Raw genomic sequence first — 16,520 nt, 5'->3', positions numbered from 1 at the left:
TTTTTATTTCGCGTTTTCAACTCGATCACTGACTAAACTTTCAATAATCGAATCACATTTATGTGAATAATATTCCACCTTACCCCTATATTCCGGCTCGAAAGCCAGGTTTTTGACTTCGTTTATATCATTACTATAATTGTACAGTTCCATCAATTCGGGGGCATCGTCGTAGCGTATAAATTTCCAGTCGTTGTCCCTGAAACATTCGGTTCTGGGAATTAATGCATTGTTTTTCCAGCGGTGCTCACAAAAAATCGAGGTTCTCCAATGTTGGGGTGTTTCACCGTAAAAGGCAGTCAGGCTTTCTCCCTGGTATCTTTCCGGAACAGCAAGTCCCGCCAGGTTCAAAATTGTCGGTGTTACATCCACATTCAATACCATTTCCTCCAGCGTTTTGCTTCTTTCCGTTATCGGCTGTCTGGGATCGTATATCATTAAAGGTACTCGTAACGACTGTTCGTGCATAAGCCATTTGCCGGCATAACCACGTTCTCCCATAAAGTAACCATTATCGCCCATCAGAATAATCACCGTATTTTCAGCTATACCTTCTTCTTCCAAAGTATTCTGTATTTTACCGATCACATCATCCACACCGCTAATCATCCGATAATAGCCTTTTACCATTTCCTGGTATTTCTCAGGTGTATCATAACGCCAGTGCCACCTTTTTCTATTCATTGTGGTTTTTAGATATTCCGGTAGCGATTCAAAAAAGGCAGGATCAGCAGTTTCGGGAACAGGTATTTGATCGTTTATATACAAGCTATCGCATCTTTGGGGCCAGAAATATTGTTCTTCTGAACCATCATCTGCATGCGGGGACCAAAATGAAAGGGAAAGGCAAAAAGGCTCTTGTTTATTTGATTTGATAAAGTCAATGGCATGATCGCCATGAATATCGACCAGGTGTACCTGCTTTCCTTGTACTTCTTTGAAATAGGGATACCTTGTTACTATATTTGAGTGAAACATAGTGTCAAGCATTCCATCGTTAACTCTCACTCCGAATTTTCCTACAAAACCGGTTTGGTAACCCGCTTTTTTAAGTAAATACGGGTAACTGTCGTAAATATATGGATCGGCAATTAGCTTGTTTTTTCCAAATGTATAATTATGGGTTCTTTCGTACAAACCAGTGAAAATACTAGCCCTACTTGCAGCGCAAATTGGGGTGGTTACAAAGGCATTCTTAAAATACAGGCCAGATTGTGCCAGCTGATCCATATTGGGAGTTTGGATGATTTTGTTACCGGCATAACCCAGTGCATCCCAGCGTTGGTCGTCGGTAAGGATAAAGATGATATTTGGCTTTTTATTTTCTACTTTCCTGCTTTTGCATGAGTATAAAAAAGAAAACAGGATGAAAACAGTTATAAATATGGATATATTTCTCATGGTTACGTATTTAGTCGATCATTAATTTTTCATTCTTCTTAGGTTCCAATACCAGCTCTATTTTTTCCCAGGGGAAAGGATAAGCAGTAATCCAAACTTCCGGTTTAAAGTCGAGATGTTTTTTATCGTAACCAAAAACAAAGAGCTCCATTTCTTTTCCCAAATAATTTTCATTTACCGGAATATAGTATGTGTAGTTGCTGTCCCTTCTTGGGTTGAAATATTCCCATGGGTTGCACAGGTGCGATGGCGCGCGGTCAGATGCACCTATCAATTCATCACCTATTTTTGCCGCGGCAAAAGCACCTTCTTTTCCATGTACACCGTTTATGGCTATGCACAAATAGCTGTTGGCAGGGATTTCATCCAGAACGACTGTTTTTTTCCAGGCTTTTTGGGTTTTTTTATACCTTGGGTGAGCAAATAGATTTGAGGCCCTCCAACCCGTTCTGTCCAATTTATTTCCTGAAACAAATCCTTCAATTTCAGTTACTTGTTGGGGAAAATTTCTAAAGCGTAGATAACGCACCTGTTTTCCGATTTCAATGTTGATTTCTGTATCGGCAAGATAAGTTATTTCTTCCCAGTTTTTCAGGTCGGTAGAAATTTCTATAATTTGGCCTTCATCGGGTTGCAGCGGAAGTAGCGAAAATACATCAGGGACAAAAACTTTTAGTTCATCCAATGGCTGCACCTTTCCAAGGTCGAGACGAAAGCTTACACGATGGTCGGTTTTGTAGCGTTGGGTTGGCAAGAAGCCGGTTTTTAAATCACCATCGAACAGGCTTTTATCCCAAACTCCACGATCAATAAAAGCTTGCTGGTTAAAAAAGGCATCTCGAGCAGCCTGTACTTCAGGAATAGAAGTTTCGCCCGAGCGTTGCAGCGATCGTACTTCCAGTGCATTGTTGTCGGCGGCATAAGCTGTGGCTTCATATAAAGCATCCGCGTCTTCAGGAATGAAAGTTTCGGTTAAATCGCCCAACTTGCGGTGGGTTATATTTGTAAGTGCTTCGCCAGGAAATGTGAGTTTTATGTTTTTTCCTTTCAGAAGTTTGGTAATCTCTTTCCCGGCAATTTTAGCAGATTTGTATTCGTCGGCATTCAACAATGAAATGCTGGATGTTGTGCCCGGCATTCCCAAAACTTCTATTTTAACGGGTTGCCCGACTACATTTTTTATTACCCTGAAATCAGCCCCTACCACAGCTGGTTCGTTATACTTTTGGGTGGTTGCCAACAGCATTGATGCCCTGAATGGTTGTACTTCAACCTCAACCAGGTCGCCTTTTTTATAGGTGCCCAGTATTTTTTCAGAAGGATGTAACTGAATCAGGGTAATCTCCTCGTTTGCTTCCATACCAATTTCCTCATCGAGTTTTACGGTATAGGTTTCAGTAGTCCATTTCAGGTTACGTAAGGTTACAATTCGTGTGTTTTTATTTCCTCTAGAAACCGGGTATGGACCATACGATTCGGGAAGTGTTTTTCCATCAATCAGAATATCCCTGTATTTTCGGTGTAGGTTGTAAATGCGTGCCAGTTTCGAAAACTCTGTGTCGTTTAACAACCATGGATTTCCATAAATTTCAGGAGCTAAAATGAGAGAGCGGTTGAAGGCCTGCAAAATCAAATCATCGTCCCAATAATCGAGGCACGACGACAGACACACTCCGTGGTCTTCGGTAAGCCGTTTCAACCCGGGAACTATTCTGCGCGACAAAGCCTGTGCGCGATGGTGCGGTGCAGTCATGGTATTGGTCATGTGCACATCGATATACGTTTCGGCGCCGCCAAATAAAAAAGTGGTGGCATAAGGTTTGCTTTTTGTTAGCCCAAGACGGTGGTTCAACAATATTAAATCGGGACTGTACTTGCGGCATTCCTGCATCATGTTTATAAATGCATCTTCTTTTTCGGGGCGCAAGGGGCCGCAAACTGCATCGAACTTGAACAATGCAAATTCGTAATCGCGGCAGAGTTTTACCATCTGGTCGGTACGTGCTTTTTCCTCTTCCGGCGTATTGCCAAAACCGTCTGGACCTCCCCACACACCCAATCGTATACCTAACGATTTTGCCTGAGTGTACAATGGATCAAAACCGTTGGGAAACTGGTTTTTAAAGCGGTCGGAATAAATGCTTCCATAAAAGCGTGCCCCGTCAATGGCACCTGCATCAAAAGCATAAATATCGAGCTGCATGCCGTATTCCCTTTTTAACCAGCCAAAAAAATCAAGGTTAATCCGGGTGTGTTCTTCGGTGGCACCTTCGTTGGTGTTGTTAATCCACGAAAAATATTGCGCTTTCGATGGCGTTTGCTCATCGGCACCCGGAAATACTTTTTCCTGTCCGTTGGTAGTTACCGTAAAAAGTAACAGGAACAAGAATGTAAACTTTATGTAATTTAACAGTTGTGGCATGTAAGGTTTCGTAATTTTCATAATTAAGTATCTAGCCTTAGGTTAAGGTTGGTTCCAAGTTTCAATTATATTGACGTTTCTGCTTTATGTTTACCCTATGTTTTGTTCTTAAAAATGATTCATGTTGGTGTTGGAATGGAATTTAATCAAACGCAATAACTTTCTGCTCATAATTCTTTCGAAGCACATCATCGGGATTGGCTGGAATGTAATTTTCAGAAATTTCGCCATCCGATTCGCCCAGATAATTTACATAAACACAGTTGGCTGAGGTTCTTTTTCCTTTTTCCCTATACTTTAAACAAGCCTGAATACAAGAGGTGCCGGCTTTTAAGTTGACGGTAAATGTTGCCGATTGCATGTCGGGCGTAATTTCCATTTCCCGTTCAATGTTTCCCACTTTTAGCCAGGCTGTTTTTAGAGGCAAATCCTTATCTCCGGTTTTGTTTTCTACCATTCTTTTCCCCGATTCCTGCCGCCATTTATTTACTTTGAATTCGTATTCTCCATCGCGGTCAACATGTAGCACCCAAACCCTTTTCCCTTGCCTCGAAAATGAGTCGTGTGAATACAGGCATGTTGGATTTTCGTGTTCAGAACCGATGTAAATTTGGGAATACTTATCAAAACCCACCGAGGTGTCATCCCACCACTTTTCGTATTTTTTGTATAGTTTTTTAACTACATCAGGGTGCTTAGCTGCAATGTCGTTGTGTTGTCCGGGATCCTTTTTAATGTTGTACAATTCATCTTTTTCGCGTTTTACCAGTCGCCATTTGTCGGTTAAAACCTGGTATTCTTTATCCTTTACCGGGAACTGTACCCGCTGGTTGTGTACAAATAAAGTGCGCTCGTCCCAGTTTTGTAGGTCTTCGTTCAGCAAGGGAGCCAGACTTTGCCCGTCGTAATCCAGCTTTTCCGGTTTATTCAGTTGGCAAAGGTCAATAAGCGTTGGCATCACATCGATGTGTGCCGAAAGGGCGTCAATATCTTTTCCTCCGCCAATATTTCCTTTAGGCCAGCGAATAAAAAAGGGCACGCGGTGTGCGTTTTCGTAGCCCCAAATTTTTCCGCCGCGCATTCCGGCGGCGTAACCTTCTTTGGGGTAGCCGGTTTCAAAATCCATATCAATGCCGCCAAACCAGGGACACGGACCATTATCTGTCATAAAAATAAGGATGGTGTTTTCTTCCAGTCCCAATTCTTGCACTCCCTGCAACAATGTGGCAATATCTTCATCCAATTTGGTAATCATGCCATAATAACTTGCCAAACGGTCGGATAAATCATTTTTGTAAGGTTCAATATATTTCTCACCAACACGTAAGGGAGCGTGCGGAAGGTTGGTAGCCACATAACAAAAGAAAGGCTTTTCCTTGTTTTTCTGAATGTATTTTAAAGCCTCCGAAAACCAAACCGTATTGCAATAGCCCTCGTATTTTTCAAATTTTCCGTTGTGTTTGTAGCTGTCGTCGAAATAATCGTTTCCCCAATAATCGGGACTTTGGCCAACACCGCCGCCACCATGTACTATCGACTCTTTAAAACCTCTGTCCATTGGTCGGAAAGGATAGTTTTCTCCCAAATGCCATTTTCCAAAAACTGCGGTTTCGTATCCGTTTTCCTTAAATACATCGGCAATGGTTGTCATGCCTTCTTTTAATAAGGATCGGCCACCAATGGTATGCCATACGCCTGCTCGCGACGAATAACATCCGGTCATAAGTGCTGAGCGGGTGGGGGCGCAGCACGGGTCAACATGGAAATCGGTAAAGCGAACACTTTCCTCGTACAATTTATCTAAAGTTGGTGTTTTTACATACGGATTTCCGTGGCAAGCCAAGTCGCCATAGCCCTGGTCGTCGGTCATTATAAGGATAACGTTGGGCTTTGTTTCTTCTGCGTGCTTTTGTTTGCAGTTGTTTAATGTAAGCAACAACAAGCTTGCAATAAAAATGGAAAATGACACCTTCATCGTGTATTTTTTATAATGTTTTTTCTAAAGCTATTCATCTCAGACTCTTGTCTAATTGGTATTTTTTTCCGGCTTCAGTTTTAAACTTTCTTATTTTACCGCCATAATTAACAGTACAAGGCAAACCTTCTTTTGAGAGAATAGTAACTGTTGTTAGCTTACCATCTTTCCAATTTAAATCCACTTCAAAACCTCCTCGAGCACATAAACCTTTTACCGAACCAGTAGCCCATACAGAAGGTAGTGCAGGTAATAATTGTATTTGTCCTGCATGACTTTGCATTAACATTTCGCAATAACCGGCTGTTGCTCCCAGGTTACCATCAATTTGGAACGGAGGGTGAGAGCATAACAAATTAGCATATACACCACCACCGCTTTTGCCATAAATGGTTTTTGTTTCATCAACAATATTTACAAGGCTGCCAAGTAGTTTGTGGGCGCGGTCTCCATCACCCAACCTTGCCCAGAAATTAATTTTCCATGCACGGCTCCAGCCTGTACTTTCGTCGCCACGGGCATTTAGCGAAACACGAGCAGCCTCTGCCAATTCCGGAGTAGTTACTACGCTTACTTGTCTTCCGGGATATAAACCAAAGAGATGAGAAACATGTCGGTGTTTGTCTTCCGGATTATCTTTATCTATTTCCCATTCTTTTAGTTGCCCCCAACGACCGATTGCCGGTTTTAACAAATCATCCCTCATTTGGGCAATATGGTTTCTAAATTCTTTGTCATCTCCCAGTTCATCGGCAGCTTCAACGGTGTTGTTAAATAAATCCCAAATAATCATTTGATCATAAGTCACACCCTCTTCTGGCTCGTATTTATACTGTTCAGGCGACCAACCATCAGGGGTTATTAATGTTCCGTCGGGCCTTCTCACCAGATGGTCTTCCCAAAAGTGGCAAACTTCTTTTAGAATGGGGTAGGCCATATTACGCAGGTACTGTTTATCGCGACCAAAAGCATAGTGTTCCCATAAATGTTGGGCATACCAGGCGCTCCCCGGTCCATTCCATTTCCAAAACGAAATTCCACAAGCGTTATTCATTGTCTGAATTGTCCATCCACGAACGTCGCCATAATGCCTTTTTGTGTTTTTAGCACTAACTTCTCTTATGCTATTAACGTAATCAATAAATGGAACATGGCATTCACCAAGGTTTGCCGTTTCTGCAGGCCAGTAATTCATTTCAAGATTGATGTTTGAATGGTAGTCTCCTGCCCATACCGGACTGTTGCTATTGTTCCATATACCCTGCAAGTTGGCTGGTAAAGCTCCGGGACGAGAGCAACTAATTAGCAGGTAACGACCAAACTGACAAAATAAGGCCTCCAGTTCCGGGTCGGTAGATTTTTCATTTTTATAGGCCTGTAAGCGTTCCTGAGTGGTTTTTTTGCGTAATTCAGGAGCCGTTTTTCCCAAATCGAAAGAAACACGCCCGAATAAAGATTGGTAATCTTCCAAATGTTCCATTAAAAGTGCTTCAGCACTTTGCGCTGAAGCGGCATCAACTGCTTTTGTAACTCTTTGGTGAGGATGCTCTCCCAACCACTCTTTTTCGTAGTCCTGTTCAAAACTTGTTCCTGCACTAAGAATCAAAGTCAAGGTATCACATTTAATAAAATGTAAACCACCAATTGGTACTGCAGGAACTATTCTTTCCGCACTCTCATTTGCGTGTTTTAGTTTACCTCCTTTAGCTAGTACCTGAACTTGTGATTCGTATTCAAAGCCATTGTCCAATTTTCCCACAGCAGACATCCTATTATTTGCTCGGGTAATCTTCGCATTGTGCATATCGGTTAGCCATACACGGCCTGTGTAAGCTCCAGGTTTATCAGCAGTAAGTGTTACAACTATCACATTAGCAGGATGATTAGCAAAGGCAGTTTGTTTATAGTGTACTCCTTCGTAATCATATTCAACCGTATGGATAGCAGTGCTAATGTCAAGTTGACGTTTGTAGTTTTTTACCTTAGCCTGTGTATGTCCAAGCTCAATAAAGATATCACCAAAAGCCTGATGACATCCCATATCTTCTTCTTCTATAGCTCCAATCTGCAAGCGGTCGCCACTCCAAAGGCTAATTTCATTAAATTGAATCCGTTCAATATCTGTACCGCCGAAAAGCATAGCACCCATAGGACCATTACCTATTGGCAATGCCTCTTTCATCCACGATTCGGCCGGCTTATCGTACCAAAGTGTCAGTTGATTTGCAATATCTTCGTTCGCACTCTTTTGTCCGTTCACTTGTAGTATGGTTGCGACAACCATAATTATACTCAGGAAAACTATTTTTTTTGGGTTTAGTTTTTTCATCTTATTACAATTGTATTCTTCATTTGTATTCGACGGAACTCCCGATGAATTTTAATTCTTCTTATTTGTGAATTTGAATAATAAAAATTCATGTTCGTTTCATATTACTTATTGGATTATTTTCTTGGTTAGTTTGGCGTTCAGTTCTTGTACTATTTTTTCATATACTTTTTCGTCAACCAGATTTTTAAATTCATTTGGGTCTTTTTCCAAATCGTAGAGCATCGAAAAATCGGCATGAACGCTATCTTCTCGCCATTCGGTGTAACGGTATTTTTCGGTTCTTATTCCATAGCCTTTGGGGGAGCCCATGGTAAATTCAAAGGCTTTACCAGGTGTGTTCACATCGTTTAATTGTGGCTTTAAACTTAAGCCTGAAAGTTTATGAGGGGCTTCAATTCCGGTAAGTTCGCAAAGGGTTGGATAAATGTCAATCAAACCGGTCAGATTAGTGCATGTCTTCGCTTTTTCTTTTTGGCGTGGGTCAACGATAATTAAGGGTACGCGGCAAGCTTCTTCAAACATCGATGATTTGTGCCAGTGACCGTGTTCGCCCAAATGAAATCCCTGATCGCCGGAAAAAACGATAATGGTATTTTTTGCAAGCTTCTGTTTTTTCAGTTCGTCAATTAATTTTCCTGCCAAATCATCCACAAAATGAATGGCGGCATAATAGGCATGTGCATAATTTACGCCATGAGTATCGGGAATAAAGTTGAAGTTTTCGCCTTTTAAATGCCAGTTTATTTCAGGAATATCGTCGCGGTCGTTTTCAGGCACTTCAGGAATTTTGTATTTCGAAATATCGATGGCATCCCAGTGTTTTTTCGGAACAATCATGGGCGGATGAGGACGGTAAATCCCATAAGCTAAAAAGAAAGGCTTCCCTGTTTTTTGAGGATGGTTTTCTGTTAAAAGCTGAATGGCATTTTCCAGTCCTTGTCCATCTGCCATTTTTGTATCTTCAATATCGGGAGCTGAATAGACAATTTTTACCCCCCGGCTTCCTTTTTCTCCAACATGTGTTGCATTGTCCCATACTTCCTGACTGGCATCGTAGCCGGTGTTGTTTACGGCCACGTCCCAGGCAAGATTGTCGTCGGTGCCGGGGCCTCCAATTCCGGCAGGAATGCCCATGTGGAAAATCTTGCCTACGCGCGCTGTAAAATATCCGTTTTTGCGGAAAAGGTGCGGCAAAGAAACTACCCCCGGCAAGTGCTCGTTAAATGTTCCCGGTTTCATGTGTGTATATCCGCTTTCGAAAGGATACAAGCCTGAAAGCAGGGATGCTCGGCTTGGTCCGCAGGTGGGATACTGACAAAAGTTATTGCCAAAAACGACACCGCGCTGTGCCAGCAGATCCAGGTTGGGCGCAACGGCAACAGTATCACCGTAGCAAGGCAGGCGGTCGGCTAAATCGTCGGCAATAATAAAAAGTACATTTGGTTTTTCTTCTTGCTGTGTTTGTGATGACTGGCAGCCACAAAAGGTAATCGCGAAAAGTATTATAAAAGTAAGTTGATAAGTCAGTTTAGTATTGATTTTCATCGCTTTGGTTTATTAAAATAATTAATCTTTGTAAAAGATTATTTCAGCGTTCCCAATCAATCCGGATTTTAAAAGTGAGCTATTCGGGTTAAATTTATATTTAACATTTGTATTGGTATAGCTTTTTTTGTTGGGATTTCTCAAATCACCAAGAATCCTGTTATTCCATGCATTTACCACCTGAACTTCTATTTCGTTAGTGCCCTGTTTTAGGAAGGGCGTAATGTTGGCTTTGTATGGTGGTGTCCAAATAATTCCACAGTCGTTGCCATTCAACTTAACCTGCGCTATTTCCTGCACATCTTCAAAAACCACAAAAGCATCCACTTTTTTTGAGATTGCTTCCTTTGCCACCGTAAAATTTCTTTTATAATTAGCCGCTCCTGAATAATACTTAATGCCTTCATGACCAATATCCGACCAACTGGTCAATTTTTCAAGATGATGAGATTTTGGGGCGCCCATATTGGCATCAAAATTAATTTCCCAGTTTGCCCCTAAATCGATAGGACTTACTTCTGTTACTTTTTGCTTTTTATTAAAACCGAATTGCAAATCATAATTTAATCCGGCATCATTTTTTCGAGTTGAATTATTCCTGAAAACGATAAACCTGGAAGAAAGCCCTTCGAGTTGAAGCTCAATGCTAATTCCATTTTTAACTTTTGAATACACAACATCTCGCTGTATCAGTCCGGTTTCGGCGTCCCAAATTTCCGGAATCATATTCTGGTCAACCCTAAAAATGCCTGTTATTTTTTCGCTGGCCGGGCTGCTATTTGAAATAAAATAAAGCTCCTCTGTTTCTGTTTGGCGATGAATGAAATCGATATGATAATCGCAATTGTCAATTCCTTGTGCTTCAAAATCAGGAGGAATGTTCAGCTCTTCCAGCACTTCTTTTACCGATTTTCCCCAATAAACTGTTCCCTTGCCATACTTATTTGAAAGGATCTTCTCACCATCGCAGTTGCCCCACATTTTGCCGGCAATTTCTTTCACCTCGAGGTCGCAACTGGGGTAATTCTTTAACGACGGTGTTCTTTCGGGCTTCGGGCCAATAACAACAGCTCCATCAAAAACCAATTTTTCGAGGCTTTTCAAAACTTCCAGCGATATGTCATTTCTGTCGGGCAGCAACATTACCTTGTAAGATTGCCCGGATGGCAACACCAATTTCCCATCATTCGAGATTAAGGCATTACTTATTATATCGGCATTAATATAGTCGTAGCTATAACCTGGTAAGTCGCCAGCATCTACAGGTTTGGTATCGCCACAATGCAAGCACTTATCTTCTGTGAAAATTGGCTTTATATTTGGATCTATCCTTCTTGGAGGAACCAGATTGGGGGCCTGATCGCCATAGTATAAACATGCATCGCCAACAAAATTTCCCTGACGTAACATATACGAGCACCTTGCAATGTAATCCATAAAAGGCCTGGCATAAGGCCACCATGTTGCATTTGCATTTACGTGTTCGCCGGCGTGATAAGCAAATCCCGGCTTTCCTGCAATTTCAGGGTTGTGATCGAAGGTGTGAAAAACCACCTGGTTAAGACCTTCACAAAAAGCAATATCGATGAGCTGTTTAAAATCGGTAGGCCCATGTTGCCAATGATTCCACCCTGTTAGCGACTCGGCCGCCACTGTCTTTTTCCCGTAAATATGGGCTGCGCTAGCTGCTTCTTTAGTGACCCAATGACGTTTCCTGTTCCAGAATTCACCCATTGGGATGTGTGAATTCCCCAGTGCTTTGAGTGGGTCAACGCGCGGACTGCCTCCATGACCGGCTTCGGTTAACATTTTCATTCCATTTTTTTCGGCTATATCAACCGACTGCGCAAAGTGGTTTTCAATCATCATGTCGCTTACCAGGCGGCTGTAATCGCCGCGAAACCGTTCCGCAAAAACACTGTCTTTGCAGTTATGTCCCAGCAAGAGAGGAAGGTGTGGGATTGGATTGTATTGGTAGCGTGCTTTAAATTCCTGAATAAACCGAGGCGACCAGTCTTTCATTTGCCAGACCTCATAACTGTCGAGCATAAAAAACTTCAGGTGATTATCGGGTGTGCTAATCGAGCTTAGGCGTGATATAATACTATCAAAATGACTTTGGGTTGCCAGGTAACTTAGATGATCAATTACCAGTCCTTTGGATTTTGGACTGGGGCATACTAGATTTTGACCAGTATTACACATGAAAAAAGTAAGCACTTCCCATTTTCCTTCAGGCACCTGCCAATTAATAAATTTGCCTTCTGAAATAAAATCATCCAATAAAATGGTTTTGTTGATATTGGTGTCAATTATTCCGGAGTCGGAATAGGGAACAGCAATGGATGTGATTCTTGAAAAGGTCTTGGTTTCTCCCCATTGTGATTCCGGTATTCCAATGGTAATTTTTTTAGTTCCCGGGCCTTCCACCAAATGGCTGGTGCTTAATAACTGCATACTGGCATGGGTAGAATCTACCCATTCGCCTCCTGCATTCCAGCTACTTGATGCTACCATGCCTAAATCCAGACCGAGCTTTTTGCTTGTTTTCAGTGCAATCGAAATATTATTTAACGACTGTTTACCAAGAAATGCAGGGCCTTCCGGAATTATTTTATCAGGATCGGCCAACGAACCAATATCCCAAATTACCGCACCACGCAAACCTTTATCATGCATTTGTTCAAGCTCGTAAACAATTTTTGTTGTATCTACAAAACCATTTAACCAGGGCCACAATGCCAAAGGCCTGTATTCTGTTGTTGGATTTAAGAATTTTTCTTCGGATAAATCTTTTTTAACAGAACTACAATGCGTCATCAAAAATATGGACATCACCATATAAAAAATCCGGATTGATTTATTTTTTAGCATTGGGATAGTATTTAAAAAGTTGCAGTTAAGTTTATTTGATATACACTTAATTTATTCTGAAACTGTAATTTCATACTTACCTTCTTCCAATAAGATGTTTCTTGCTTTGGACACCGAAAGTTTGTCTCTTATTTCTTTATCATTTTTCTTTATCGAGATAATTTCTTGTGATAAATTTTTTAGAACGCTAACCTGAGCAGTTGTTCCTTCAGGAATTGTCATTTTAAAAACACAAGTTCCGTTTTCTTCTTTTTTCCAGTTCGAAATAATTTCTCCGTAAGGAGATTGGTACGAACAATTCACAAAATCTAATTCCTCTGGAGTGGAAGGTGCGAGAACAAACTTTTTAAATCCCGGAGCTTCGGGCATCGGGCGAATACCGCCCAGCCAGCGGTAAAACCATTCGGTAACGGTGCCAAACATGGGGTGACAATTCGAAAAAGTGTTGTCGCTTTCTTCCCAGGTTTCCCAAACGGTGGTGGCGCCGTTGTCGATCATAAATCCCCAACCGGGATATTCCGTGCTGTTCACAATATCGAAAACAGCCTCCGGAGAAACATTTGCCGAAAGGGCTTCCAGTGCGTATTTTGTTCCGAAAATACCGGTGCTAAAATGTCCGGAAGGGCCATTCTTAATGGCTTGCTCTAGCGAGTCTCTGGCGGCTTCCATTTCATTTTCAGGAATAATATCGTGGTAAAGCAAAGCCGAGAATAAGGTTTGTTTGTTTATTTTAAATGTTACCGGTATATCCCAGAACTCAGCTTTAACAATGCCTTTTAGTTTTTCAGCCAATTGACGGTATTTCTCTTCATTTGCTTTATCGTTCATTTCTTTGGCAAAGGTTTCCATAATGCGGGCGCACTGCAAATAGTGGCATGTCCCGGTAAGTTGCACCGGTACTCGAATCATCGATTCGTGGTCGCCCAGCCCTTTGTCAACCAAACCATCGGGGTGCAGGTAGGCAACTTTGTCCATCCACGCTATATTTTTCTGATAAAGTTCTTTAACCAATTCGGTGTCGTAGTAGTATAAATACACGTAATATTGGGTAAGCAAGTAAGCCGATTCCCAGCTGATTCCACAATATTTTACACCGGCAAAAGGAGCAGTGTCCACAAACATCGAATCGCGCATGGCATCTAGCCAGTCGTAAATGGTTTTGCGGTAAAAGCCCTGCATATCGAAATTGTAAATAAACGATTCGCTGGTGGCATTCAGGTCGCCTCCATAACCAAATTTTTCGCGCGCCGGACAATCCGACTGCACACTAATTAAGTTGGCTTTAAAGGTTCTTTCGGTAATTTCCTGAATTGAATTTAATAGTTCAGAAGAACACGAGAAACTGTTTTTGTTTTCTACGTTCGAATGAAAGAACAGCCCTTCGATATCAGAAAGTTCAGGTTTGGCTTTTAGGCCTGAAACCTCCATGTAACGGTAGGTGTGGTAGGTAAATTCAGGTTGAAACCAGGCGGCTTTTTCGCTGCCAATTATGTAGCTGTCGGTTTGCCATGCGATTTCGGGAGCACCCGGACCGCCAACACCTTTGCGTTTAATCTGGCCTATTACGGTGGTCATTGGATTTAGTTTGCCATCGTCGTAAATGCGTTCCCCAAAACGGAAAGTGATGGTGTCGCCCATATTACCCGCTAGTTTAATTCTGTACGTTCCGGTAAAGTTTACGCCCATATCTACCACATAAATTCCTTTTTCGGGCGATGAAATATCAACGGGTGTTATTCTTTTAGTTGTCTGAACTCCAGGCGAAACCGCTTTTTGTAATTCTCCTCCCGGTGCTTCGCCAATTAATGCTGGTTTCCATTTGCTGTCCTTAAATCCGGCTTTGTCCCATCCGGCAATATCACGACGCGCATCGTAGGCAACCCCCAAATAGGCATCGTTCTTCAGCATTGGACCATAGGCATATTTCCAGCTTGTATCTGAAATTATTTCTTCAGTCTTTCCATTTGTATATTCGATATGGAGTTTGGCAATAAAAGTAGGCTTACCTACTTTGGCCAGGTCGGTGCGTAAGTTGCGGCGACCCCATTTCCGGAGTGGGAGAGGATTGTAAAACCCATTTCCAATTTTCACGCCCAGACAGTTTTCGCCGGTATTTAGTTGTGAAGTAACATCGTATTCCGAAAAGTAAATGCGTGTGCTAAAATCGGTCCAGGCCGGATCTAGTTCGTTTTTTCCAACCGGCTCACCATTTAATGTGGCTTTGTAATAACCGGCAGCTGTAATAATCAGTGTTGCTTTCTCAACCGGTTTATCTGTGGTAAAGTCTTTTCTAAAAAGTGGCGCCGGATAATCGAGGTAAAATAATGAATCGGATTTGGGCAATTCACTTTCATCGGTAATCCATTGTGCCTTATCGTCAGAGTTAAATTCAACATTCTTTTTTGTCGTTGTTGTATTGCAAGCAACAAAAGCAATGCAAAAACCTAGGCTAAATAAGCTTAATATTTTCATGAATTTTGTATTTCTTTGAATCATGTTTTTCTTCAATTATTTTGTACTTAGTCTGGGAGACTGAACTACTCCTTCACCACGCGTAAAACCTGAATAGTCGACAACTTTTCCCTCATTCAATTTAAGGTTCCATTTATCAAGGTAATATTCTCGTTTCTGAAAATTCTCATCTCCAATTTCTTTCAATTCCTTTTGAAGTTTTTCGGTAAGTGATTGTTGCACTTTTGCGAACTCCTCTTTATTTGCAAGGTTGTTTAATTGTTCGGGATCTTTTATGTCGTCGAAGAGCATTATCGCGCCTTCAGGCGAGCTTACATAGGTATATTGTTTTGTACGTATTCCCCTGTACTCGTCGAATTTATATTCATTCCCAAAGGGACAGACATTCATAAATAAAACAGAGCGGTCCACTTCAGAATCGGGTGACTTAACCAGCTCTGAGATGTTTTCTCCTTCTATTGTCTGTGGAATATCTACATTGGCTAATCCTAACAAGGTTGGAAGAATGTCTGGTGTGGTGATTGGCGCATTTACAACTTCTCCATCGTCGGTGTTAAATGGAGTTTTTATGAGAAATGGAACCCTTGTTGATTCATCCCAGGCTACCTGTTTGCTTTTGGGGCGGTTGCCATGTGAGCCCATCATTTCTCCATGGTCGGAGGTAAAAACAACAATTGTATTTTCCATTACATCGGCTTTCTCTAATTTATCTAATAAATCACCGATAGCTTTATCTACAGCCGTGCAATGGGCATAGTAACCATTTAGCTCTTTTTTAATTCTGGCATGCAATTCTGCTGGAACATTGGGTGAAACTTTAATCGCATCTTCTGGATAAAGAGCCTTGTATTCTTCCGGTGCACTGTGATGTGGGAAATGCGGTGCGGCTATGGAAACAAACAGTAAAAATGGATTTTCATCTTGTGCATGTTCGTCAATATAGTTTTGAGCCTCTTTTGAAATAGCAAATGGTGAATATCCGTCCCAGTACTTTATTTCCGGAGAATCGTTTTCATAATAAGCCATGTTATTGTATTCATGAGAACATTCCAGTGCCTTCCAATAATCAAAACCTTGTCGGCGTTCGGGTTGGACGTTCTTAAACCGGCCATGACCATCCAGATGCCATTTACCTAAGTATGCCGTGTTATATCCTGCAGATTTAAATATTTCAGCCATACAAAGTTCTTCTTCCGGAAGGTATAAGTCATTCAGGAACATGCCGGTTGATGTTGGGTATTTTCCGGTTAACAGTGAGGCCCGATAAGGGGTACATACCGGGCATACCGAAACTGCATTTTTAAAATTAACAGCTTCGCCGGCTAACTTATCCAGGTTAGGGGTTTGCACATTAACATCCCCTGCGTATCCAAAGGCCGAGGCCCTCCACTGATCGGTTAATATAAATACAACGTTTGGTTTTTGATCCTTAGCTGTGCATGCGAACAACCATATTAAGGTCAAGCAGAAAAACAGGTTATGAAATTTTGTAGTCATAG

Annotated in this window: 8 protein-coding genes; all 8 read right to left on the bottom strand. The window is 41.6% G+C overall.

Annotated elements, in window-relative coordinates; genetic code table 11:
- Positions 1-3: 3 nt before the first annotated feature.
- Positions 4-1,401, bottom strand: coding sequence for a sulfatase family protein (locus ACT29I_RS09525; protein ID WP_444793296.1), 1,398 nt, complete (start codon positions 1,399-1,401; stop codon positions 4-6).
- 10 nt (positions 1,402-1,411) lie between these two features.
- A complete protein-coding gene (locus tag ACT29I_RS09520; RefSeq protein ID WP_444793295.1) occupies positions 1,412-3,844 on the bottom strand; it encodes a hypothetical protein in 2,433 nt (810 codons plus the stop codon).
- Positions 3,845-3,965: 121 nt separating this feature from the next.
- Complete coding sequence (locus ACT29I_RS09515) at positions 3,966-5,798, bottom strand: arylsulfatase (RefSeq protein WP_444793294.1); 1,833 nt, start codon at positions 5,796-5,798, stop codon at positions 3,966-3,968.
- Positions 5,799-5,832: 34 nt separating this feature from the next.
- Entirely contained in the window at positions 5,833-8,127 is a 2,295-nt protein-coding gene (locus ACT29I_RS09510; RefSeq protein WP_444793293.1) for a glycoside hydrolase family 95 protein, read from the bottom strand.
- A 108-nt stretch (positions 8,128-8,235) separates the two neighbouring features.
- Complete coding sequence (locus ACT29I_RS09505) at positions 8,236-9,675, bottom strand: sulfatase (RefSeq protein WP_430932110.1); 1,440 nt, start codon at positions 9,673-9,675, stop codon at positions 8,236-8,238.
- 21 nt (positions 9,676-9,696) lie between these two features.
- The gene (locus ACT29I_RS09500; protein WP_444793292.1) at positions 9,697-12,549 is read right to left on the bottom strand and encodes a glycosyl hydrolase; all 2,853 of its coding nucleotides are present in this window, start codon (positions 12,547-12,549) and stop codon (positions 9,697-9,699) included.
- Between the two features lie 51 nt (positions 12,550-12,600).
- Positions 12,601-15,021 (bottom strand): family 78 glycoside hydrolase catalytic domain, encoded by a 2,421-nt coding sequence (locus ACT29I_RS09495; RefSeq protein ID WP_444793291.1) that lies wholly within the window; start codon positions 15,019-15,021, stop codon positions 12,601-12,603.
- A 36-nt stretch (positions 15,022-15,057) separates the two neighbouring features.
- Entirely contained in the window at positions 15,058-16,518 is a 1,461-nt protein-coding gene (locus tag ACT29I_RS09490; RefSeq protein WP_444793290.1) for a sulfatase family protein, read from the bottom strand.
- Positions 16,519-16,520 lie beyond the last annotated feature (2 nt).

Origin of the sequence: Saccharicrinis sp. GN24d3, from assembly GCF_052400645.1 — a bacterium.
Lineage (GTDB): Bacteria > Bacteroidota > Bacteroidia > Bacteroidales > Marinilabiliaceae > Saccharicrinis.
The sequence above is the reverse complement of the archived record's forward strand: the minus strand, read 5'-3'. Positions and strand labels throughout refer to the sequence as shown.

What these genes read in the sequence shown, in the direction of transcription:
- ACT29I_RS09490 (WP_444793290.1), bottom strand. Translation starts at nt 16,518, where the DNA reads ATGACTACAAAATTTCATAACCTGTTTTTCTGCTTGACCTTAATATGG.
- ACT29I_RS09525 (WP_444793296.1), bottom strand. Translation starts at nt 1,401, where the DNA reads ATGAGAAATATATCCATATTTATAACTGTTTTCATCCTGTTTTCTTTT.
- ACT29I_RS09500 (WP_444793292.1), bottom strand. Translation starts at nt 12,549, where the DNA reads ATGCTAAAAAATAAATCAATCCGGATTTTTTATATGGTGATGTCCATA.
- ACT29I_RS09520 (WP_444793295.1), bottom strand. Translation starts at nt 3,844, where the DNA reads ATGAAAATTACGAAACCTTACATGCCACAACTGTTAAATTACATAAAG.
- ACT29I_RS09505 (WP_430932110.1), bottom strand. Translation starts at nt 9,675, where the DNA reads ATGAAAATCAATACTAAACTGACTTATCAACTTACTTTTATAATACTT.
- ACT29I_RS09495 (WP_444793291.1), bottom strand. Translation starts at nt 15,021, where the DNA reads ATGAAAATATTAAGCTTATTTAGCCTAGGTTTTTGCATTGCTTTTGTT.
- ACT29I_RS09515 (WP_444793294.1), bottom strand. Translation starts at nt 5,798, where the DNA reads ATGAAGGTGTCATTTTCCATTTTTATTGCAAGCTTGTTGTTGCTTACA.
- ACT29I_RS09510 (WP_444793293.1), bottom strand. Translation starts at nt 8,127, where the DNA reads ATGAAAAAACTAAACCCAAAAAAAATAGTTTTCCTGAGTATAATTATG.